The organism is Citrobacter sp. C6_1 (genome assembly GCF_014596835.2).
Taxonomy (GTDB): domain Bacteria; phylum Pseudomonadota; class Gammaproteobacteria; order Enterobacterales; family Enterobacteriaceae; genus Citrobacter; species Citrobacter pasteurii.
This window is the reverse complement of the sequence record NZ_CP115031.1, coordinates 1182205-1203542: the sequence shown is the minus strand read 5'-3', so window position 1 is coordinate 1203542 and position 21338 is coordinate 1182205. Positions and strand designations below refer to the sequence as shown.

The following is a 21338-nucleotide window of genomic DNA, read 5'->3' as shown; positions in this document are numbered from 1 at the left end:
GACGGGGTTTTTCCTATGGAGGCCACGGTGCGTCTGTTTATTCTTACCAGTGTTTTGCTTCTTTCCGGTTGTAGCCACATGGCTAACGACAGCTGGAGTGGGCAAGACAAAGCTCAACACTTTATCGCCTCCGCCATGCTTGCCGCAGCCGGAAACGAATATGCCCAACATCAGGGCAACAGCCGCGATCGTAGCGCAGCTATCGGTTTGATGTTCTCAGTCAGCCTGGGCGCGTCAAAAGAGCTGTGGGACAGCCGCCCCGCCGGGAGCGGCTGGAGCTGGAAGGACTTCGCCTGGGATGTGGCTGGCGCGTCTACCGGCTATGCGGTCTGGCAATTGGCACATTATTAGAGGCGCAGGCCTTTCCCCTTCCCATGCAGCATCAGTGATACCAAAAATGCGACGACTGCCAGCGCTGTAACGTACCAGAAGAATGTCGTTTCCATACCGACAGACTTCAGGGATAACGCAACATATTCGGCTGAACCACCAAACAAAGCATTAGCCACCGCATAAGATAACCCAACCCCCAGAGCACGCACCTGCGCCGGGAACATTTCGGCCTTCAGAATACCGCTAATTGACGTATAGAAACTCACGATCAACAAGGCACACATCACCAGAGCAAACGCCATGTAAGGAGACGTCACGCTTTGCAACGCGGTCAAAATGGGAACAGTGAAAATCGCGGCTAACGCGCCAAAACACAGCATTGAAGTCCGTCGGCCTATTTTATCTGACAACGCACCGAACAGCGGTTGCACTAGCATAAACACGCACAATGCAGCTGTCATAATGCCGCTGGCCACGTTGGCATGCATACCAGCCGTATTAACCAGATATTTCTGCATGTAGGTCGTAAACGTATAAAAACACAGCGAGCCAGCAGCGGTGAATCCCAGTACCATAAGAAAGGCTTTGCGGTTACGCCACAGCCCTTTCAGAGAACCCGCTTCTTTCAACGCACGGACATCCTGTTTCGAGGTTTCATCCAACTGGCGACGCAACCATAGCGCAACAATAGCCAGCACGGCTCCCAGCGCAAAGGGAATACGCCAACCCCACGCTCTTAGCGCCGAGTCTTCTAACGTTTGCTGTAATATGACCACAACCAGCAATGCCAGTAACTGCCCGCCGATTAACGTCACATACTGGAATGAGGCATAAAAACCTTTCTTACCTTCAACGGCTACTTCACTCATATAGGTAGCGCTGGTTCCGTATTCCCCACCAACAGATAACCCTTGGAATAATCTGGCCAGCAGTAATAGCGCGGGAGCCCAGGTGCCGATGGTTTCATATCCCGGAAGACAAGCGATCACCAACGATCCCATGCACATCATACAAACGGACAGCAGCATAGACTTTTTACGCCCGTGTTTATCCGCAATACGACCAAAAAGCCATCCCCCGATTGGCCGCATCAGAAAGCCTGCAGCAAAAACGCCGGCAGTTTGTAAGAGTTGCGTGGTGGTGTTTCCAGATGGAAAAAAGATATGAGCAAAGTAGAGAGAGCAGAAAGAGTAAATATAGAAATCAAACCATTCGACCAGGTTCCCTGACGATGCTCCGACAATCGCCCATATACGACGACGGGTGTCGCCATCTGCCAGCGCCCCGTTCTCAGTTACACTGCTATCAGCCATTAAAATTGTACCCCTGCCAGGATCTTATGAATCTATCAATGATGTTTCGTGTCTGTTTTGGTAAATTAAATGTTATATAATTGTTATAATTTATTATGGGAGATAGATCACGATTTTAATTAGCAGGAAAAGGATTAAGAAATGTTCGAAGGAAGAGAACCAGGTTGGCTGTCAGAATTGCCTGATGCGCTGCGCTTATCAGGCCTACAAAATACGTTCAGCCCGGCGCAGGCCGGATAAGGCGGGACGCTGCATCCGGCGGTTTTTACCCCGCACAGACGCAAAAAAGCCCATCCGTCAGGATGGGCTTCTTCACTTTAATTAATGCCTGGCAGTTCCCTACTCTCGCATGGGGAGACCCCACACTACCATCGGCGCTACGGCGTTTCACTTCTGAGTTCGGCATGGGGTCAGGTGGGACCACCGCGCTACAGCCGCCAGGCAAATTCTGTTTATCAACACGCCCTGGCATGTCGATGTCATCTGTAATCAGGCTGAAAATCGTCTCAATTCCGCCAAAACATCTTCGGCGTTGTAAGGTTAAGCCTCACGGTTCATTAGTATCGGTTAGCTCAATGTATCGCTACACTTACACACCCGACCTATCAACGTCGTCGTCTTCAACGTTCCTTCAGGAGACTTACAGTCTCAGGGAGAACTCATCTCGGGGCAAGTTTCGTGCTTAGATGCTTTCAGCACTTATCTCTTCCGCATTTAGCTACCGGGCAATGCCATTGGCATGACAACCCGAACACCAGTGATGCGTCCACTCCGGTCCTCTCGTACTAGGAGCAGCCCCCCTCAATTCTCCAGCGCCCACGGCAGATAGGGACCGAACTGTCTCACGACGTTCTAAACCCAGCTCGCGTACCACTTTAAATGGCGAACAGCCATACCCTTGGGACCTACTTCAGCCCCAGGATGTGATGAGCCGACATCGAGGTGCCAAACACCGCCGTCGATATGAACTCTTGGGCGGTATCAGCCTGTTATCCCCGGAGTACCTTTTATCCGTTGAGCGATGGCCCTTCCATTCAGAACCACCGGATCACTAAGACCTGCTTTCGCACCTGCTCGAGCCGTCACTCTCGCAGTCAAGCTAGCTTATGCCTTTGCACTAACCTCCTGATGTCCGACCAGGATTAGCTAACCTTCGTGCTCCTCCGTTACTCTTTAGGAGGAGACCGCCCCAGTCAAACTACCCACCAGACACTGTCCGCAACCCGGATTACGGGCCCACGTTAGAACACCAGCCATTAAAGGGTGGTATTTCAAGGTTGGCTCCATGCAGACTGGCGTCCACACTTCAAAGCCTCCCACCTATCCTACACATCAAGGACCAGTGTTCAGTGTCAAGCTATAGTAAAGGTTCACGGGGTCTTTCCGTCTTGCCGCGGGTACACTGCATCTTCACAGCGAGTTCAATTTCACTGAGTCTCGGGTGGAGACAGCCTGGCCATCATTACGCCATTCGTGCAGGTCGGAACTTACCCGACAAGGAATTTCGCTACCTTAGGACCGTTATAGTTACGGCCGCCGTTTACCGGGGCTTCGATCAAGAGCTTCTCCTTACGGATAACCCCATCAATTAACCTTCCGGCACCGGGCAGGCGTCACACCGTATACGTCCACTTTCGTGTTTGCACAGTGCTGTGTTTTTAATAAACAGTTGCAGCCAGCTGGTATCTTCGACTGATTTCAGCTCCACGGGTAAACCGCTTCACCTACATATCAGCGTGCCTTCTCCCGAAGTTACGGCACCATTTTGCCTAGTTCCTTCACCCGAGTTCTCTCAAGCGCCTTGGTATTCTCTACCTGACCACCTGTGTCGGTTTGGGGTACGATTTCGTGTTACCTGATGCTTAGAGGCTTTTCCTGGAAGCAGGGCATTTGTTACTTCAGCACCGTAGTGCCTCGTCATCACACCTCAGCGTTAAAAAGGTACCGGATTTACCTGGAACCTCCGCCTACATGCTTGAACCGGGACAACCGTCGCCCGGCTAACATAGCCTTCTCCGTCCCCCCTTCGCAGTAACACCAAGTACAGGAATATTAACCTGTTTCCCATCGACTACGCCTTTCGGCCTCGCCTTAGGGGTCGACTCACCCTGCCCCGATTAACGTTGGACAGGAACCCTTGGTCTTCCGGCGTGCGGGTTTTTCACCCGCATTATCGTTACTTATGTCAGCATTCGCACTTCTGATACCTCCAGCAACCCTCACAGGCCACCTTCAACGGCTTACAGAACGCTCCCCTACCCAACAACACATAGTGTCGCTGCCGCAGCTTCGGTGCACAGTTTAGCCCCGTTACATCTTCCGCGCAGGCCGACTCGACCAGTGAGCTATTACGCTTTCTTTAAATGATGGCTGCTTCTAAGCCAACATCCTGGCTGTCTGTGCCTTCCCACATCGTTTCCCACTTAACTGTGACTTTGGGACCTTAGCTGGCGGTCTGGGTTGTTTCCCTCTTCACGACGGACGTTAGCACCCGCCGTGTGTCTCCCGTGATAACATTCTTCGGTATTCGCAGTTTGCATCGGGTTGGTAAGTCGGGATGACCCCCTAGCCGAAACAGTGCTCTACCCCCGAAGATGAATTCACGAGGCGCTACCTAAATAGCTTTCGGGGAGAACCAGCTATCTCCCGGTTTGATTGGCCTTTCACCCCCAGCCACAAGTCATCCGCTAATTTTTCAACATTAGTCGGTTCGGTCCTCCAGTTAGTGTTACCCAACCTTCAACCTGCCCATGGCTAGATCACCGGGTTTCGGGTCTATACCCTGCAACTTAACGCCCAGTTAAGACTCGGTTTCCCTTCGGCTCCCCTATGCGGTTAACCTTGCTACAGAATATAAGTCGCTGACCCATTATACAAAAGGTACGCAGTCACCCCATTAAGAGGCTCCCACTGCTTGTACGTACACGGTTTCAGGTTCTTTTTCACTCCCCTCGCCGGGGTTCTTTTCGCCTTTCCCTCACGGTACTGGTTCACTATCGGTCAGTCAGGAGTATTTAGCCTTGGAGGATGGTCCCCCCATATTCAGACAGGATACCACGTGTCCCGCCCTACTCTTCGAGTTCACAACCTGTGCATTTTGGTGTACGGGACTATCACCCTGTACCGTCGGACTTTCCAGACCGTTCCACTAACACACAAGCTGATTCAGACTCTGGGCTGCTCCCCGTTCGCTCGCCGCTACTGGGGGAATCTCGGTTGATTTCTTTTCCTCGGGGTACTTAGATGTTTCAGTTCCCCCGGTTCGCTTCATTACGCTATGTATTCACGTAATGATAGTGTGACGAATCACACTGGGTTTCCCCATTCGGAAATCGCCGGTTATAACGGTTCATATCACCTTACCGACGCTTATCGCAGATTAGCACGTCCTTCATCGCCTCTGACTGCCAGGGCATCCACCGTGTACGCTTAGTCGCTTAACCTCACAACCCGAAGATGTTTCTTTCGATTCATCATCGACTTGCAAAAATTTGAGAGACTCGAACACACCGCTTTTCATTTCTTATTACGGAGAAATGAAACAGTGTGTCGTTTCAATTTTCAGCTTGATCCAGATTTTTAAAGAGCAAATATCTCAAACGTCACCCGAAGGTAAGTTTTGAGATATTGGGGTCGGCGACTTTCACTCACACATACCAGCAAGTGGCGTCCCCTAGGGGATTCGAACCCCTGTTACCGCCGTGAAAGGGCGGTGTCCTGGGCCTCTAGACGAAGGGGACACTGAAGTCTCAATCGCAAGACGCCTTGCTATTTACTTTTCATCAGACAATCTGTGTGAGCACTACAAAGGCAGGTTCTTTAAGGTAAGGAGGTGATCCAACCGCAGGTTCCCCTACGGTTACCTTGTTACGACTTCACCCCAGTCATGAATCACAAAGTGGTAAGCGCCCTCCCGAAGGTTAAGCTACCTACTTCTTTTGCAACCCACTCCCATGGTGTGACGGGCGGTGTGTACAAGGCCCGGGAACGTATTCACCGTGGCATTCTGATCCACGATTACTAGCGATTCCGACTTCATGGAGTCGAGTTGCAGACTCCAATCCGGACTACGACGCACTTTATGAGGTCCGCTTGCTCTCGCGAGGTCGCTTCTCTTTGTATGCGCCATTGTAGCACGTGTGTAGCCCTACTCGTAAGGGCCATGATGACTTGACGTCATCCCCACCTTCCTCCAGTTTATCACTGGCAGTCTCCTTTGAGTTCCCGACCGAATCGCTGGCAACAAAGGATAAGGGTTGCGCTCGTTGCGGGACTTAACCCAACATTTCACAACACGAGCTGACGACAGCCATGCAGCACCTGTCTCACGGTTCCCGAAGGCACTAAAGCATCTCTGCTAAATTCCGTGGATGTCAAGAGTAGGTAAGGTTCTTCGCGTTGCATCGAATTAAACCACATGCTCCACCGCTTGTGCGGGCCCCCGTCAATTCATTTGAGTTTTAACCTTGCGGCCGTACTCCCCAGGCGGTCGACTTAACGCGTTAGCTCCGGAAGCCACGCCTCAAGGGCACAACCTCCAAGTCGACATCGTTTACGGCGTGGACTACCAGGGTATCTAATCCTGTTTGCTCCCCACGCTTTCGCACCTGAGCGTCAGTCTTTGTCCAGGGGGCCGCCTTCGCCACCGGTATTCCTCCAGATCTCTACGCATTTCACCGCTACACCTGGAATTCTACCCCCCTCTACAAGACTCTAGCCTGCCAGTTTCGGATGCAGTTCCCAGGTTGAGCCCGGGGATTTCACATCCGACTTGACAGACCGCCTGCGTGCGCTTTACGCCCAGTAATTCCGATTAACGCTTGCACCCTCCGTATTACCGCGGCTGCTGGCACGGAGTTAGCCGGTGCTTCTTCTGCGAGTAACGTCAATCGTTGCGGTTATTAACCACAACGCCTTCCTCCTCGCTGAAAGTACTTTACAACCCGAAGGCCTTCTTCATACACGCGGCATGGCTGCATCAGGCTTGCGCCCATTGTGCAATATTCCCCACTGCTGCCTCCCGTAGGAGTCTGGACCGTGTCTCAGTTCCAGTGTGGCTGGTCATCCTCTCAGACCAGCTAGGGATCGTCGCCTAGGTGAGCCGTTACCCCACCTACTAGCTAATCCCATCTGGGCACATCCGATGGCAAGAGGCCCGAAGGTCCCCCTCTTTGGTCTTGCGACGTTATGCGGTATTAGCTACCGTTTCCAGTAGTTATCCCCCTCCATCGGGCAGTTTCCCAGACATTACTCACCCGTCCGCCACTCGTCACCCAAGGAGCAAGCTCCTCTGTGCTACCGTTCGACTTGCATGTGTTAGGCCTGCCGCCAGCGTTCAATCTGAGCCATGATCAAACTCTTCAATTTAAGTTTGATGCTCGTGAATTAAACTTCGTAATGAATTACGTGTTCACTCAGAGACTTGGTATTCATTTTTCGTCTTACGACGTTAAGAATCCGTATCTTCGAGTGCCCACACAGATTGTCTGATAAATTGTTAAAGAGCAGTGCCGCTTCGCTTTTTCTCAGCGGCGCGGGGTGTGCATAATACGCCATCCCACTACGAAGTCAAGCATTTAATTTCGCTTTCTTCGCCGGGGTTCTCAGTGGAACCCCGCTGACCCGGCGGCTTGCGTGCCGTTGTTCCGTGTCAGTGGAGGCGCATTATAGGGAGTTATTTCAGGCTGACAAGTTAAAAATACAAAAAACTTATCAAGCGATTATTTTTCAATCAATAACGCTATTCTTGCCTGGTTATTAAACAAAAACGAGCCCCGCAGGGCCCGTTTATTGAGGTTTTGTGACTTACTGCACTGCCACAATGCGATCGTCATTCACTTCCAGACGAATCGTTTTGCCTGGAATCAGCTCACCAGACAAGATTTGCTGTGCCAGTGGGTTTTCGATCTGCTGCTGGATAGCACGTTTCAATGGACGTGCACCATATACAGGATCATAACCATTCACACTCAGCAATTTAAGCGCTTCGTCAGAGATGTGGATTTCATAACCACGCTCTTCCAGACGTTTGTACAGACGCTGCAGCTGAATTTTGGCAATAGAGGCAATGTGTTTCTCACCCAATGGATGGAATACAACAACCTCATCTATACGGTTGATGAATTCCGGGCGGAAGTTCTGGCTCACGACACCCAGCACCATATCTTTCATATGGCTGTAATCCAGCTCACCGAAACGCTCCTGAATCAGATCAGAGCCCAGATTCGAGGTCATGATGACAACCGTATTACGGAAATCGACCGTTCTCCCCTGCCCGTCAGTCAGACGACCATCGTCAAGCACCTGCAACAGAATGTTGAAGACATCCGGATGTGCTTTTTCCACTTCATCCAGCAGAATGACCGAATAAGGACGACGACGCACCGCTTCCGTCAGGTACCCACCTTCTTCATAACCGACATATCCCGGAGGCGCACCTACCAGGCGAGATACCGAGTGTTTCTCCATAAACTCGGACATATCGATACGGACCATCGCATCGTCACTGTCGAACATAAAGTTCGCCAGTGCTTTGCACAGCTCGGTTTTACCGACACCGGTTGGCCCCAGGAACAGGAATGAACCAATCGGACGATTCGGATCAGACAATCCTGCACGGCTACGACGGATGGCGTTAGATACCGCTTCTACCGCTTCGTTCTGGCCAATCACGCGGCTGTGCAGATCCTGCTCCATCCGCAATAATTTTTCCCGCTCGCCTTCCAGCATACGAGCCACCGGGATACCGGTCCAGCGCGCCAGCACTTCAGCGATTTCTGCATCCGTCACTTTATTACGCAGCAGACGCATAGTTTTACCTTCAGACTGGGTCGCTGCTTCCAGCTGTTTTTCCAGTTCCGGAATTTTGCCGTACTGCAGTTCAGACATGCGCGCCAGATCACCGACACGACGTGCCTGTTCGATAGCGATTTTTGCCTGTTCCAGCTCTGCCTTGATGGTTTGCGTGCCGGAGAGAGAAGCTTTTTCAGCTTTCCACTCTTCTTCTAACTCTGAATACTGGCGCTCTTTGTCGTCCAGTTCTTCATTAAGCATATCAAGACGTTTTTTACTTGCCTCATCAGACTCTTTCATTAACGCCTGCTGTTCCAGCTTGAGCTGGATAATACGGCGATCGAGTCTGTCGAGCTCTTCCGGCTTAGAGTCAATCTGCATACGGATACTGGACGCAGCTTCATCGATAAGGTCGATAGCTTTATCCGGCAACTGACGGTCAGCAATGTAGCGGTGAGACAGCGTGGCAGCCGCAACAATTGCCGGGTCAGTAATCTGCACGTGGTGGTGCAGCTCATAACGCTCTTTCAGCCCACGCAAAATCGCGATGGTATCTTCTACTGAAGGTTCGGCCACAAACACTTTCTGGAAACGACGTTCCAGCGCCGCATCTTTTTCGATGTACTGGCGGTATTCATCAAGCGTGGTCGCCCCTACGCAGTGCAGCTCCCCGCGCGCCAGCGCCGGTTTCAACATGTTGCCGGCGTCCATCGCACCATCGGCTTTACCTGCACCGACCATAGTATGCAACTCATCGATAAACAGGATGACATTGCCTTCCTGTTTAGAAAGATCGTTGAGCACTCCTTTTAAACGTTCTTCAAACTCACCACGATATTTGGCTCCAGCCACCAGCGCGCCCATATCCAGCGCCAGCACGCGACGACCTTTTAAGCCTTCCGGCACTTCACCATTGATGATACGTTGAGCCAGTCCTTCAACAATCGCGGTTTTACCAACACCTGGCTCACCGATCAAAACCGGGTTGTTTTTAGTACGACGTTGCAGCACCTGAATAGTGCGGCGAATTTCTTCATCACGACCGATAACCGGATCGAGCTTGCCTTGTTCGGCGCGTTCGGTCAGGTCGACGGTATATTTTTTCAAGGCCTGACGTTGGTCTTCAGCCCCCTGGTCATTCACGCTTTCACCTCCACGCATTTGTTCAATTGCCTGAGTGACATTGGCGGTCGTCGCGCCAGCTGATTTTAATAAATCGGTCAGCGTACCGCGTGACTCAAGCGCCGCCAGAACGAACAGTTCTGACGAAATAAAGTTGTCCCCACGTTTTTGCGCCAGCTTGTCGCAAAGATTCAGTACGCGCACCAGATCCTGAGAAGGCTGCACATCACCACCGGTACCTTCTACCTGCGGCAAGCGGCTCAACGCCTGGTCAATCGCTGTGCGTAACTGGCCAGCATTAATGCCAGCGGACGTTAACAAAGGACGAACCGATCCCCCTTCCTGATTCAGCAAGGCGCTCATTAGATGAAGTGGTTCGATGAATTGATTGTCGTGCCCCAATGCGAGTGACTGGGCATCGGCAAGAGCAAGCTGGAATTTATTGGTAAGACGATCCAGACGCATAACTCCTCCCATAACAGGTCAAAATTGCTACTGGAGATTAAATGAGGTCATCCCTCAATTATTCAAGGTTAATGACCTGAATTATGTGAAAAGAAAATTACACGTACCGGATCGTCTTGATTCTTTAGGTTATATCAGCCAAATAAAACTTGCCATACGACCCGTGGTATTGTCGCGACGATAAGAGAAGAACGTCTCACTTTCGCTGAAGGTGCAATGGTCACCACCGTAGACGTTCTCAACCCCCACATTTGCCAGACGCTGGCGCGCAAGCTGGTAGATATCCGCCAGATATTTTTCACCACGCGGCACAAATGCACTGTCAGCGTGCGGATCTTTTGCCATAAACGCTTCGCGGACTTCTGCTCCCACTTCAAACGCGTCCGGGCCAATCGCCGGTCCTAACCAGGCAATAATGTTTTCCGGTTTATCGGCAAAGCACGCCACCGTTTCTTCCAGCACACCTTCACATAACCCGCGCCAGCCCGCATGGGCCGCCGCCACTTCAGTTCCTGCACGATTACAAAACAGCACCGGCAGACAGTCCGCCGTCATCACCGCACATACGGTGCCTGGCGTATTACTGTAGGACGCATCTGCACGTTTAGATAAGTATGGCCCGCCGCTCAATTTCAGGACGTCTTTACCGTGTACCTGTTCAAGCCAGACGGGTGTCGAAGGCAGATTGCCCGCAGCAAACAGCCGCTTGCGGTTCTCTTCCACATGCTCCGGGTTATCACCACAATGGGCACCCAGGTTAAGCGAATCATAGGGCGACAGACTGACGCCGCCAATGCGGGTAGAACTACAGGCCGCGACACCCTGAGGTATCGGCCACTGCGGGACAATTAGCTTACTCATAGCCAGGCAACATCATCCTTATGCTCTTCGAAATCAGCGCGCATCACTTCGATAAGCTCCACCATATCTTGCGGAATCGGCGCATGCCATTCCATCTCAATACCGGAAATCGGGTGATACAAACGCAACATGGTCGCGTGCAGCGCCTGACGGTCAAACTTACGCAGCACGGAGATAAACTCGTCAGAAGCGCCTTTCGGTGGACGCGGACGACCACCGTAGACCTGGTCGCCCACCAGCGGATGGGTGATATGCGCCATGTGCACGCGGATCTGGTGCGTACGTCCGGTTTCCAGACGCAACCGCAGACGCGTGTGCACACGGAAATGCTCCATAATGCGATAGTGCGTTACCGCAGGTTTCCCCATTGGATGCACTGACATATGCGTACGTTTGGTTGGATGACGGCTGATCGGTTCTTCGACTGTACCGCCCGCTGTCATATGGCCAATCGCCACGGCTTCATACTCACGAGTGATTTCGCGCAGCTGCAATGACTCGACCAGGCGCGTTTGCGCCGGGACAGTTTTTGCCACAACCATAAGTCCGGTTGTGTCTTTATCCAGACGGTGTACGATACCGGCACGAGGAACATCCGCGATTGGCGGGTAGTAATGCAGTAACGCATTCAATACCGTACCATCAGGATTACCTGCGCCCGGATGTACCACCAGGTCACGAGGTTTGTTGATGACAAGAATGTCGTCATCTTCATAAACGATATCCAGCGGGATATCCTGAGCTTCAAAACGAACCTCTTCATCAATTTCAGCATTGATGGAGACACGCTCTCCACCTAACACTTTTTCTTTCGGCTTATCGCAAAGATTGCCATTTACCAGTACGCGCTGGTCGAGGATCCATTCTTTTATGCGCGATCGCGAATAATCAGGGAACAATTCGGCCAAAGCCTGATCTAAGCGTTGACCAAGCTGATTTTCGGAGACTGTTGCGGTGAGTTCTACTCGTTGTGCCATAAACTGCTTCTTCGTTTAACGTTGGGTTTTACGGCTTTGCCGTTTAATATAGTGTGCTATTGTAGCTGGTCTTAACCGGGAGCAGGAACAGAGAATCTCCCGTATTACATTTTGAGGAAAGTCAAAACGTCATGACGCGCATGAAATATCTGGTGGCAGCAGCCACGTTGAGCCTGTTTTTGGCGGGTTGCTCTGGTTCAAAGGAAGAGGTGCCCGATAATCCGCCAAATGAAATCTACGCGACTGCTCAGCAAAAGCTGCAGGACGGTAACTGGAAACAGGCAATAACGCAATTGGAAGCGTTGGATAACCGCTATCCATTTGGACCGTATTCTCAGCAGGTGCAATTAGATCTCATCTACGCCTACTACAAAAACGCCGATCTGCCACTTGCTCAGGCTGCCATCGATCGTTTTATCCGTCTTAATCCGACACACCCTAATATTGATTATGTCATGTATATGCGTGGCCTGACCAATATGGCGTTGGACGATAGCGCGCTGCAAGGATTCTTTGGCGTCGATCGTAGCGATCGCGATCCACAGCATGCCCGAGCTGCGTTTAATGACTTTTCCAAACTGGTACGTGGCTATCCGAACAGCCAGTACACAACCGATGCTACGAAGCGTCTGGTGTTCCTGAAAGATCGTCTGGCGAAGTATGAATACTCTGTTGCTGAGTACTATACCGCCCGTGGCGCATGGGTTGCAGTCGTGAACCGTGTGGAAGGTATGCTGCGTGACTATCCGGATACCCAGGCAACGCGTGATGCCCTGCCGTTGATGGAAAACGCTTATCGCCAAATGCAGATGAATGCCCAGGCAGAAAAAGTAGCGAAAATCATTGCCGCTAACAGCAGCAACACCTGATTGACCTCAGAATGCAAAACGGCAGCCCAAGGGCTGCCGTTTTTTTATCCGTTAACACCACAACTGAAGCGGTTTAGCTGCGACGCATCCTATCAAATATGGCCTGCTTTCAGGTATTCCTCAAGTAAAAAATCGCCTGTTCCTGCGGTGCCTCACAAAAAGGTTTTCTTGACAAAAAGCGACAAAAATATGTGATTTAGATCACATATTTTGACATTAGGAACGGTATGCTGGAATCACCAAGACGGGAAAGACAAGAGGTAAAATTTATGACAATGAACATTACCAGTAAACAAATGGAAATTACTCCGGCAATTCGCCAGCATGTCGCAGACCGTCTCGCCAAACTGGATAAATGGCAAACTCATCTGATTAATCCACATATCATTCTGTCTAAGGAGCCACAGGGTTTCATTGCTGATGCCACCATCAATACACCGAACGGACATCTGGTCGCCAGCGCAAAACACGAGGATATGTACACCGCCATTAACGATTTGATCAACAAGCTGGAACGGCAGCTCAATAAAGTGCAGCACAAAGGCGAAGCCCGTCGTGCAACAACTTCAGTAAAAGACGCCAACTTCGTCGAAGCAGAAGAAGAGTAGTCCCTTACATTGAGTGTATCGCCAACGCGCCTTCGGGCGCGTTTTTTGTTGACAGGGTGAAAACAGTACGGGTACTTTACTGATATAGCCTAAGGAAAATTACATGAAACTTGTCCCGTTCTTCTTCGCATTCTTTTTTACCTTCCCCTGAATGGGAGGCGTTTCGTCGTGTGATAAAGAATGCGAAGACGAACAATAAGGCCTCCCACAACGGGGGGCCTTTTTTATTGATAACAAGAAAGGCAACACTATGACATCGGAAAACCCATTGCTGGCGCTGCGCGATAAGATAAGCACGCTGGATGAAAAATTACTGGCCCTGCTGGCAGAACGACGTGGTCTGGCGGTAGAGGTCGGCAAAGCCAAGTTGCTGTCTCATCGCCCAGTACGCGATATTGATCGGGAACGCGATCTGCTGGACCGTTTAATTCAGCTTGGTAAAGCGCATCACCTCGATGCCCACTACATCACGCGCCTGTTCCAACTAATTATCGAAGACTCCGTCCTGACGCAACAGGCACTGCTGCAGCAGCACCTGAACAAAATCAATCCGCACTCTGCACGCGTAGCCTTCCTGGGACCAAAAGGCTCTTACTCACACCTCGCCGCCCGTCAGTACGCCGCACGTCATTTTGAGCAGTTTATTGAAAGCGGCTGCGCGAAATTTGCCGATATCTTTAATCAGGTTGAGACCGGACAGGCAGACTACGCGGTAGTGCCTATTGAAAACACCAGCTCCGGCGGGATCAACGACGTTTACGACCTGCTACAACACACCAGCCTGTCTATCGTTGGCGAGATGACTATCACGATTGACCACTGTGTACTGGTGTCCGGCACAACAGATCTCGAGACTATTGAAACGGTTTACAGCCATCCGCAGCCGTTCCAGCAGTGCAGCAAATTCCTGAATCGCCATCCACACTGGAAGATTGAGTACACCGAAAGCACCTCAGCAGCAATGGAAAAAGTTGCGCAGGCTAACTCGCCGCGCGTGGCGGCTCTTGGGAGCGAAGCCGGAGGCGTGCTGTATGGTTTGCAGGTTCTTGAGCACATTGAAGCTAACCAGACGCAAAACATTACCCGCTTCGTGGTACTGGCACGTAAAGCAATCAATGTTTCTGACCAGGTGCCAGCGAAAACCACGCTGCTAATGGCGACAGGACAACAGGCCGGCGCGTTGGTTGAAGCGCTGCTGGTACTGCGTAACCATAATCTGATTATGACCAAGCTGGAATCACGCCCGATTCACGGCAATCCGTGGGAAGAGATGTTTTATCTTGATATCCAGGCCAATCTGGAATCGCCCCAAATGCAAAAAGCATTGAAAGAGCTGGGTGAGATTACGCGTTCGATGAAAGTATTGGGATGTTATCCGAGTGAAAACGTGGTGCCGGTCGATCCAAGCTAACGTTTGACAATACCGGAGGCACTACGCTTATCCGGCCTACAATTCATGCGATTTTTGTAGGCCGAATAACGCGAAGCCGCCATCCGGCATCTTAATTAAGGACGGCTGTCATTCGCCTGGCGTAACAAAGTACGGCTTTCACTCTGGAAGCGCTGCGCATAGTCGCCAAACCAGTGTTCCACCTTACGGAAACTGTCGATAAAAGCCTGCTTATCGCCCTGCTCCAGTAAACCGATCGCCTCACCAAAACGTTGGTAGTAGCGCTTGATCAGCGCAAGGTTGCTCTCAGACGACATAATAATATCGGCATAGAGCTGAGGATCCTGGGCAAACAGACGGCCAACCATTGCCAGTTCAAGACGGTAAATAGGTGAAGAAAGAGCCAGCAACTGCTCCAGTTGCACATTCTCCTCCGCTAAATGCAGCCCATAAGCAAATGTCGCAAAGTGGCGTAGCGCCTGAATGAACGCCATATTCTGGTCGTGTTCAACGGCGCTGATCCGATGCAGCCGCGCCCCCCATACCTGAATCTGTTCCAGAAACCACTGATAGGCTTCCGGCTGCCGCCCATCACACCAGACGACGACCTGCTTGGCCAGACTGCCGCTGTCCGGACCAAACATCGGATGCAATCCCACCACCGGGCCATCGTGTGCCGCCAGCATCGCCTGTAAAGGACCGTTTTTCACCGATGCCAAATCGACCAGGATACAGTCAGAAGGCAAACGCGGTAATTTGGCGATCACCTGCTCGGTGACGTGGATCGGCACACTGACGATCACCATGCCGGCATCAGAGACGATCTCCGGCGCACGCTCCCAGTCCTGTTGTTCCAGGATCCGCACCTGGTAACCTGACAGGGTGAGCATTTTCTCAAACAGGCGCCCCATCTGACCACCGCCACCGACGATCACCACCGGGCGCAGAGAAGGACAAAGCGTTTTAAACCCTTTGTCATTTTCACTGGAGTAGGACTCGCGCATCACCCGACGCAACACATCCTCAATCAGATCCGGCGGTACGCCCAGGGCTTCCGCCTCTGCCCTGCGGGAGGCCAGCATAGAGGCTTCCCGCTCCGGCACGTAGATCGGCAACCCAAAACGGCTTTTTACTTCACCAACTTCGGCAACCAGCTCCAGACGGCGTGCCAGTAAATCCAGCAACGCCTTGTCGACTTCATCAATTTGATCGCGTAATGCGGTCAATTCAGCAACCATAACCAACCTCTTATGCTACACGCGCCGTCAGCTGGCCGTTTAAATCCTGGCTAATTTCACGCAGTAGCGCATCCGTCATTTCCCAGCTAATGCAGGCATCAGTTACGGAGACGCCGTATTTCATTTCGCTACGCGGCTGTTCGGAGGACTGGTTGCCTTCGTGAATATTACTTTCAATCATCAAGCCAATGATCGAGCGATTGCCATCTTTGATTTGTGCAATCACGGATTCAGCCACGGCTGGCTGGCGACGGTAATCTTTATTGGAATTACCATGACTGCAATCTACCATCAGAGAAGGTCGTAGTCCTGCCTGCTCCATCTCTTTTTCACACTGGGCGACATCCGCCGGGCTGTAGTTCGGCGCTTTACCGCCACGCAGGATCACGTGACCATCTGGATTACCCTGCGTTTGCAGCAGTGCAACCTGCCCGGCCTGGTTAATACCAACAAAGCGGTGCGACTGTGCCGCCGCTCGCATGGCATTAATGGCGGTTGCCAGACTCCCATCTGTACCATTCTTAAAACCAACCGGCATGGAAAGACCAGAAGCCATTTCACGATGCGTCTGTGATTCAGTGGTACGCGCACCGATAGCAGACCAGCTAAACAGATCGCCCAGGTATTGCGGGCTGTTTGGATCTAACGCTTCTGTTGCCAGCGGTAGCCCCATATTCACCAATTCAAGCAGCAACTGACGCGCAATTTTCAGACCCGCTTCAACATCAAAAGAGCCATCCATATGAGGATCGTTAATCAACCCTTTCCAGCCGACGGTGGTACGGGGCTTTTCAAAGTAGACGCGCATCACCAGGTAGAGGCTATCGCTGACCTCTGCGGCAAGGGCTTTAAATCGACGAGCGTACTCAATAGCCGCTTCAGGATCGTGAATCGAGCATGGACCACACACCACCAGCAGTCGCGGGTCGCGCCCAGAGATAATGTCTGAAATGGTTTTACGCGACTGAGCGATTTGCGCCTCCTGTGCGAGGCTCAGCGGAAATTCCGCTTTAAGCTGCTCTGGGGTCATCAGAACCTGTTCGTCGGTAATGTGTACGTTGTTCAGCGCGTCTTTTTGCATGATGGTGATCCTGTTTAGCTCGTTTGCGATAGTTTTCCTCAGCGAGGAGGTAATCACGATAACACAACGGGTAAAGATTTCAATCCACATTCCGTAAATTTTTATTTACGTAATGCCATTTTACAGCAAAAACACCGCAAAATTCCGTACAATTAAATTTACACTCTTCTATATATGAATCCGCTATGCTTTAAAAAAACGGGGAGAACAGGCAATGAAGCAACTCATCTGTACCTTATTTGTATTATTTTTCAGCGGATGTCAGATAGATCCCTATACTTTTACTCCTACCTGGACAGGCACCGACTGGTTTGATGCCGGGATACAGGATGCCATTTCAGGCCATGTCGTTAAAGATAACGAGACACTTGCCGACAACTACAATGACCCAGAAGTCGATCGTGCCCAATATCTTAAGGGGTACGCCGAAGGACAAAGGAAAACCTGTCAGCAGGACTTTGTTTACGCGAGAGGATTGACCGGCAAAACCTTCCCCGCCAGTTGTGACACGGTAGACAATGTCAGTCGGTTACATGAGGCATGGCAAAAAGGAGCAAACGAAGGAGCGGCCTCAACAAGGTTAAATTAAACAAGAGCTTAAATTTTATAAATTAATGAGATTTAACTTAAATACTCAATACGCTCATTCCAGGAATAATGACGCCCTGGGAAAATAATGTTATTTTGTTGCAAACAATCTTGAATGTATATCGACGCAATACGGCAAACGCTGGTAGGTACCTATTCATGAGCTTTTCTTACCGACTCATACTTCTACTGGCACTGCTTCTGACCGGATTACCTCTGTACGCTCACAGCGTCACGGAAGAGGCAAAATCTGTGCGCTCTATGGTTTCCGGTATCGTCAGTTATACACGCTGGCCAGCACTTTCAGGGCCACCAAAACTGTGTATATTCTCTTCTTCGCGCTTTTCCAGCGTGCTGGAAGATACCCGAGCAGGAGCACTACCCTATCTTCCTGTCATCATTCATACGGAACAAGAAGTTTTAGTTGCGCAGTGTGATGGTTTTTATTTTGGAAAAGAAAGCCCCACATATCAGGCTGAACTAAAGAATAAATATCCTACTAAGGCATTGTTATTAATTGCCGAACAGAATCCCGAATGCGTTATTGGCAGCGCTTTTTGCCTCATAATTAAAGATGAAGACGTGAGATTTTCCGTAAATATGGATTCCCTGTCACGCAGCGGTGTAAGGGTGAGTCCAGACGTATTGATGCTTGCGCGGAATAAAAAGCATGAATAAGGGTCCTTCTCCCATAAAACGCCCAACGTTCAAGCGGACGCTGCGGCGTATCAGCATCGTCAGCGTACTGGTAACCATGACGCTGATTTGGCTGCTGCTTAGCATTTCGTCTGTGCTGGCTTTGAAGCAATACGCACAAAAGAACCTGGATCTCACAGCAGCAACCATGACCCGCACGCTCGAAGCAGCATTAGTCTTTTCGGATAGCGTTGCAGCGTCGGAAACGCTGGCGGCACTGGGACAGCAAGGGCAATTTTCAGTTGCAGAAGTCCGCAATCAAAAGCAGAAAGTGATCGCCACCTGGCGCTATGACGCGCAGGATACTACTGACAAAATCAGCGGTATCATCAGCCACTGGCTATTCCCGCAACCGGTAACTCAGCCCATTTTGCACAATGGCGACATTATTGGTGAAGTGCGCCTGATTGCTCGCGACAGCGTTATTAGCCATTTCATTTATTTGTCGCTGGCCGTTCTTACCGGATGCATTTTACTGGCATCGGGTATTGCATTAATGCTTACTCGTTATTTACACAATGGTGTCGTGGACGCCCTGCAAAATATTACTGAGGTGGTACATGATGTTCGTACCAATCGTAATTTCTCACGGCGCGTATCTGAAGAACGGATTGAAGAATTTCATCTGTTTGCGCAGGACTTTAATAGCCTGCTGGATGAGATGGAAGAGTGGCAACTACGTCTCCAGGCAAAGAATGCCCAACTGTTGCGTACCGCGCTACATGACCCTTTGACTGGTCTTGCGAACCGTGCCGCATTTCGTAGCAGTATTAACGCACTGATGAACGACGACGCGGCCCACAGCAGCTCTGCGTTGTTATTCCTTGATGGCGATAATTTTAAATTTATTAATGATACCTGGGGACACGCTGCGGGCGATCGAGTCCTGATTGAAGTCGCAAAAAGGCTGGCCGAATTTGGTGGTAATCGGCATCACCCATACCGACTTGGCGGCGATGAATTTGCCATGGTGCTTTACAGCGTCCATTCTGAATACGAAGTTCAACGTATTTGCACGGCGTTGTCGCAAGAGTTTAATCGACCTTTTGACCTGCATAACGGTCATCTGGCAAGCATGACACTCAGTATTGGTTTTGCGCTGACGTGGGAACATGCCTCTGCCGAGAAATTACAAGAACTTGCCGATCACAATATGTATCAGGCTAAAAATTTGCGCGCTGAGCGCATTATTAAAAAATAAGGAATTACACACATGCTAAAACGTTTATTATCCCCGTTTATTCTCATCATGCTGATTCTGGCCGGTTGTCAGGCACCTCAGGGGAAATTTACCCCAGAGCAAATTGCAGCGATGAAATCGTACGGATTCACTGAAGCTTCAGGAGACTGGTCGCTGGGTTTGTCTGACACTATCCTGTTTGACAAAAACGACTATAAACTCCGCCCTGAAAGTGAAAAGCAAATCCAGGAAATGGCGTCCAAACTGGCTGCTACCGGGTTAAACCATGCTCGTCTGGATGGTCACACCGATAACTATGGTGAGGACAGCTACAACGAAGCTCTGTCACTCAAACGCGCCAATGTGGTTGCAGACGCCTGGGCTCAGGGTGCCAATATTCCACGTACTAACCTGACAACCCGAGGGCTCGGGAAGAAATACCCGCTTGCCAGCAACCAGACTTCAAAAGGCCGTGCCGAAAACCGCCGCGTTGCAGTCGTGATCTCGACACCGTAATCAATATCCAACTGGCTGCGCGTCGCGCAGTCATCTAATAAAAAAACAAAAAATAAAGGTCGGAATAAAAAAAGGGCCAGCCTTTCGGCCAGCCCTTTTCTAACAGGATGTCGCTTGCGCGAATCTTAGTTAAGACGCTCTTTGATACGAGCAGACTTACCAGTGCGCTCACGCAGGTAGTACAGTTTAGCTTTACGAACAGCACCACGACGTTTAACAGCAATGCTGTCAACTACCGGAGAGTGAGTCTGGAAGACACGCTCAACGCCTTCGCCGTTGGAAATTTTACGAACAGTGAATGCAGAGTGCAGACCGCGGTTACGAATAGCGATAACCACGCCCTCGAATGCCTGCAGACGTTTTTTGGAACCTTCAACAACCCATACTTTCACTTCCACGGTATCACCCGGACGGAAGGAAGGTACGTCCTGCTTCATCTGTTCTTGTTCAAGTTGCTTAATAATGTTGCTCATAATTTAATCTCTTATCCTGGGTAAACTGATATTGGGGGCTTACGCCTGCCCATCATGTTTATGTTGCTGTTGTGCGTGTTCCTTTTTGAACTCCGCCAGCAACCTTGCTTGCTCTTCAGTCAGAGCCAGGTTTTCCAGAAGTTCAGGTCTTCTAAGCCAGGTCCGGCCCAGCGACTGTTTCAAACGCCAGCGACGTATCTCAGCGTGGTTCCCCGACAGTAACACCGCCGGTACTTCCATCTGCTCTAACACTTCAGGTCGGGTATAGTGCGGGCAATCCAGCAATCCATCAGCAAACGAATCTTCGATTGCCGAAGCTTCATGACCCAGAACGCCCGGAATAAACCGGGAAACGGAGTCGATCAGCGTCATTGCCGGTAACTCACCACCGCTGAGTACGTAATCGCCGATTGACCATTCTTCGTCAATTTCGGTTTGAATCACGCGCTCATCTATTCCTTCATAGCGACCACATACCAGAATCAGCTTTTGATTCGTGGCCAGTTCGCTAACGCCCGCTTGATCAAGCTTGCGTCCCTGAGGTGACAGATAAATCACCTTTGCGCCTTCACCAGCCGCAGCTTTTGCTGCATGAATGGCGTCCCGTAAAGGTTGCACCATCATTAACATCCCCGGTCCGCCGCCGTAAGGACGATCGTCCACGGTACGGTGCCGGTCATGAGTAAAGTCACGAGGACTCCAGCTCTGAATGTTCAGCAGGCCATTTTTTACTGCCCGGCCAGTTACCCCGTAATCGGTAATTGCGCGGAACATTTCTGGAAACAGGCTAACGATACCTATAAACACAAGCCAATCCCCATAACGCCGACTTTTAC

General features: G+C 50.8%; 17 protein-coding genes, 1 tRNA gene, 3 rRNA genes and 1 other annotated feature. Of the genes, 9 read left to right on the top strand and 12 right to left on the bottom strand.

The features are described from left to right. Nucleotides 1-27: 27 nt before the first annotated feature. On the top strand, nucleotides 28-351 hold the full coding sequence (locus tag IB196_RS05860) for a YfiM family lipoprotein (RefSeq protein ID WP_005121215.1): 324 nt from the start codon (nucleotides 28-30) through the stop codon (nucleotides 349-351). On the opposite strand, the gene IB196_RS05855 is transcribed toward IB196_RS05860, so the two are convergent. The 8 genes from IB196_RS05855 to rluD form a co-directional block, all read right to left on the bottom strand. After that, nucleotides 348-1646: an MFS transporter gene (locus IB196_RS05855; protein WP_149692211.1), complete on the bottom strand. Its 1299-nt coding sequence runs from the start codon at nucleotides 1644-1646 to the stop codon at nucleotides 348-350. The genes IB196_RS05860 and IB196_RS05855 overlap by 4 nt on opposite strands. A gap of 326 nt (nucleotides 1647-1972) precedes the next feature. Continuing rightward, a 5S ribosomal RNA gene (gene rrf / locus IB196_RS05850) occupies nucleotides 1973-2088 on the bottom strand. A 94-nt stretch (nucleotides 2089-2182) separates the two neighbouring features. Further along, nucleotides 2183-5089 (bottom strand): 23S ribosomal RNA (locus IB196_RS05845). A 221-nt stretch (nucleotides 5090-5310) separates the two neighbouring features. Then, nucleotides 5311-5386, bottom strand: a tRNA-Glu gene (locus tag IB196_RS05840). 85 nt (nucleotides 5387-5471) lie between these two features. After that, nucleotides 5472-7013 (bottom strand): 16S ribosomal RNA (locus tag IB196_RS05835). The 16S, 23S and 5S rRNA genes sit together here with 1 tRNA gene alongside, the layout of an rRNA operon. Before the next feature lie 438 nt (nucleotides 7014-7451). After that, a complete protein-coding gene (gene clpB, locus IB196_RS05830; protein ID WP_188232263.1) occupies nucleotides 7452-10025 on the bottom strand; it encodes an ATP-dependent chaperone ClpB in 2574 nt (857 codons plus the stop codon). Nucleotides 10026-10154: 129 nt separating this feature from the next. Then, nucleotides 10155-10886 (bottom strand): purine nucleoside phosphorylase YfiH, encoded by a 732-nt coding sequence (gene yfiH, locus IB196_RS05825; protein ID WP_188232264.1) that lies wholly within the window; start codon nucleotides 10884-10886, stop codon nucleotides 10155-10157. After that, entirely contained in the window at nucleotides 10883-11863 is a 981-nt protein-coding gene (gene rluD, locus IB196_RS05820) for a 23S rRNA pseudouridine(1911/1915/1917) synthase RluD (protein ID WP_005130415.1), read from the bottom strand. Before rluD ends, yfiH begins: the two co-directional genes overlap by 4 nt. A 131-nt stretch (nucleotides 11864-11994) precedes the next feature. Here rluD and bamD point away from each other — a divergent pair, with 131 nt between their 5' ends. The 4 genes from bamD (at nucleotide 11995) to pheA (ending at nucleotide 14751) form a co-directional block, all read left to right on the top strand. Then, nucleotides 11995-12732 carry an outer membrane protein assembly factor BamD gene (gene bamD, locus IB196_RS05815; protein WP_005130417.1) on the top strand — a complete coding sequence of 246 codons (738 nt, stop codon included), beginning with the start codon at nucleotides 11995-11997 and terminating at the stop codon, nucleotides 12730-12732. A 269-nt stretch (nucleotides 12733-13001) separates the two neighbouring features. After that, on the top strand, nucleotides 13002-13340 hold the full coding sequence (gene raiA / locus IB196_RS05810; protein ID WP_005130418.1) for a ribosome-associated translation inhibitor RaiA: 339 nt from the start codon (nucleotides 13002-13004) through the stop codon (nucleotides 13338-13340). A gap of 102 nt (nucleotides 13341-13442) precedes the next feature. Next, nucleotides 13443-13568: a sequence feature (Phe leader region), on the top strand. Further along, a complete protein-coding gene (gene pheL / locus IB196_RS05805; RefSeq protein ID WP_100250063.1) occupies nucleotides 13444-13491 on the top strand; it encodes a pheA operon leader peptide PheL in 48 nt (15 codons plus the stop codon). (Overlaps the previous feature by 48 nt.) Before the next feature lie 22 nt (nucleotides 13569-13590). Beyond that, complete coding sequence (pheA, locus tag IB196_RS05800; RefSeq protein WP_005130419.1) at nucleotides 13591-14751, top strand: bifunctional chorismate mutase/prephenate dehydratase; 1161 nt, start codon at nucleotides 13591-13593, stop codon at nucleotides 14749-14751. 95 nt (nucleotides 14752-14846) lie between these two features. Here pheA and tyrA read toward each other — a convergent pair whose 3' ends face one another. Both tyrA and aroF read right to left on the bottom strand, forming a co-directional pair. Continuing rightward, nucleotides 14847-15968, bottom strand: a complete 1122-nt coding sequence (tyrA, locus tag IB196_RS05795) for a bifunctional chorismate mutase/prephenate dehydrogenase (protein ID WP_005130421.1) — start codon at nucleotides 15966-15968, stop codon at nucleotides 14847-14849. A 10-nt stretch (nucleotides 15969-15978) separates the two neighbouring features. Continuing rightward, on the bottom strand, nucleotides 15979-17049 hold the full coding sequence (gene aroF, locus IB196_RS05790) for a 3-deoxy-7-phosphoheptulonate synthase AroF (protein ID WP_005130422.1): 1071 nt from the start codon (nucleotides 17047-17049) through the stop codon (nucleotides 15979-15981). A 214-nt stretch (nucleotides 17050-17263) separates the two neighbouring features. Here aroF and IB196_RS05785 point away from each other — a divergent pair, with 214 nt between their 5' ends. The 4 genes from IB196_RS05785 (at nucleotide 17264) to IB196_RS05770 (ending at nucleotide 20029) form a co-directional block, all read left to right on the top strand. Then, complete coding sequence (locus IB196_RS05785; RefSeq protein ID WP_188232265.1) at nucleotides 17264-17638, top strand: DUF2799 domain-containing protein; 375 nt, start codon at nucleotides 17264-17266, stop codon at nucleotides 17636-17638. Nucleotides 17639-17796: 158 nt separating this feature from the next. Next, nucleotides 17797-18315 carry a YfiR family protein gene (locus IB196_RS05780; RefSeq protein ID WP_040234078.1) on the top strand — a complete coding sequence of 173 codons (519 nt, stop codon included), beginning with the start codon at nucleotides 17797-17799 and terminating at the stop codon, nucleotides 18313-18315. After that, nucleotides 18308-19534: a diguanylate cyclase DgcN gene (gene dgcN / locus IB196_RS05775; RefSeq protein ID WP_188232266.1), complete on the top strand. Its 1227-nt coding sequence runs from the start codon at nucleotides 18308-18310 to the stop codon at nucleotides 19532-19534. Before IB196_RS05780 ends, dgcN begins: the two co-directional genes overlap by 8 nt. A 12-nt stretch (nucleotides 19535-19546) precedes the next feature. Next, complete coding sequence (locus tag IB196_RS05770; protein ID WP_188232267.1) at nucleotides 19547-20029, top strand: OmpA family protein; 483 nt, start codon at nucleotides 19547-19549, stop codon at nucleotides 20027-20029. Nucleotides 20030-20154: 125 nt separating this feature from the next. On the opposite strand, the gene rplS is transcribed toward IB196_RS05770, so the two are convergent. Together rplS and trmD are read right to left on the bottom strand one after the other, a co-directional pair. After that, nucleotides 20155-20502, bottom strand: a complete 348-nt coding sequence (gene rplS, locus IB196_RS05765) for a 50S ribosomal protein L19 (RefSeq protein WP_002914145.1) — start codon at nucleotides 20500-20502, stop codon at nucleotides 20155-20157. 39 nt (nucleotides 20503-20541) lie between these two features. Beyond that, on the bottom strand, nucleotides 20542-21309 hold the full coding sequence (trmD, locus tag IB196_RS05760; protein ID WP_003031232.1) for a tRNA (guanosine(37)-N1)-methyltransferase TrmD: 768 nt from the start codon (nucleotides 21307-21309) through the stop codon (nucleotides 20542-20544). Between the last annotated feature and the right edge of the window lie 29 nt (nucleotides 21310-21338).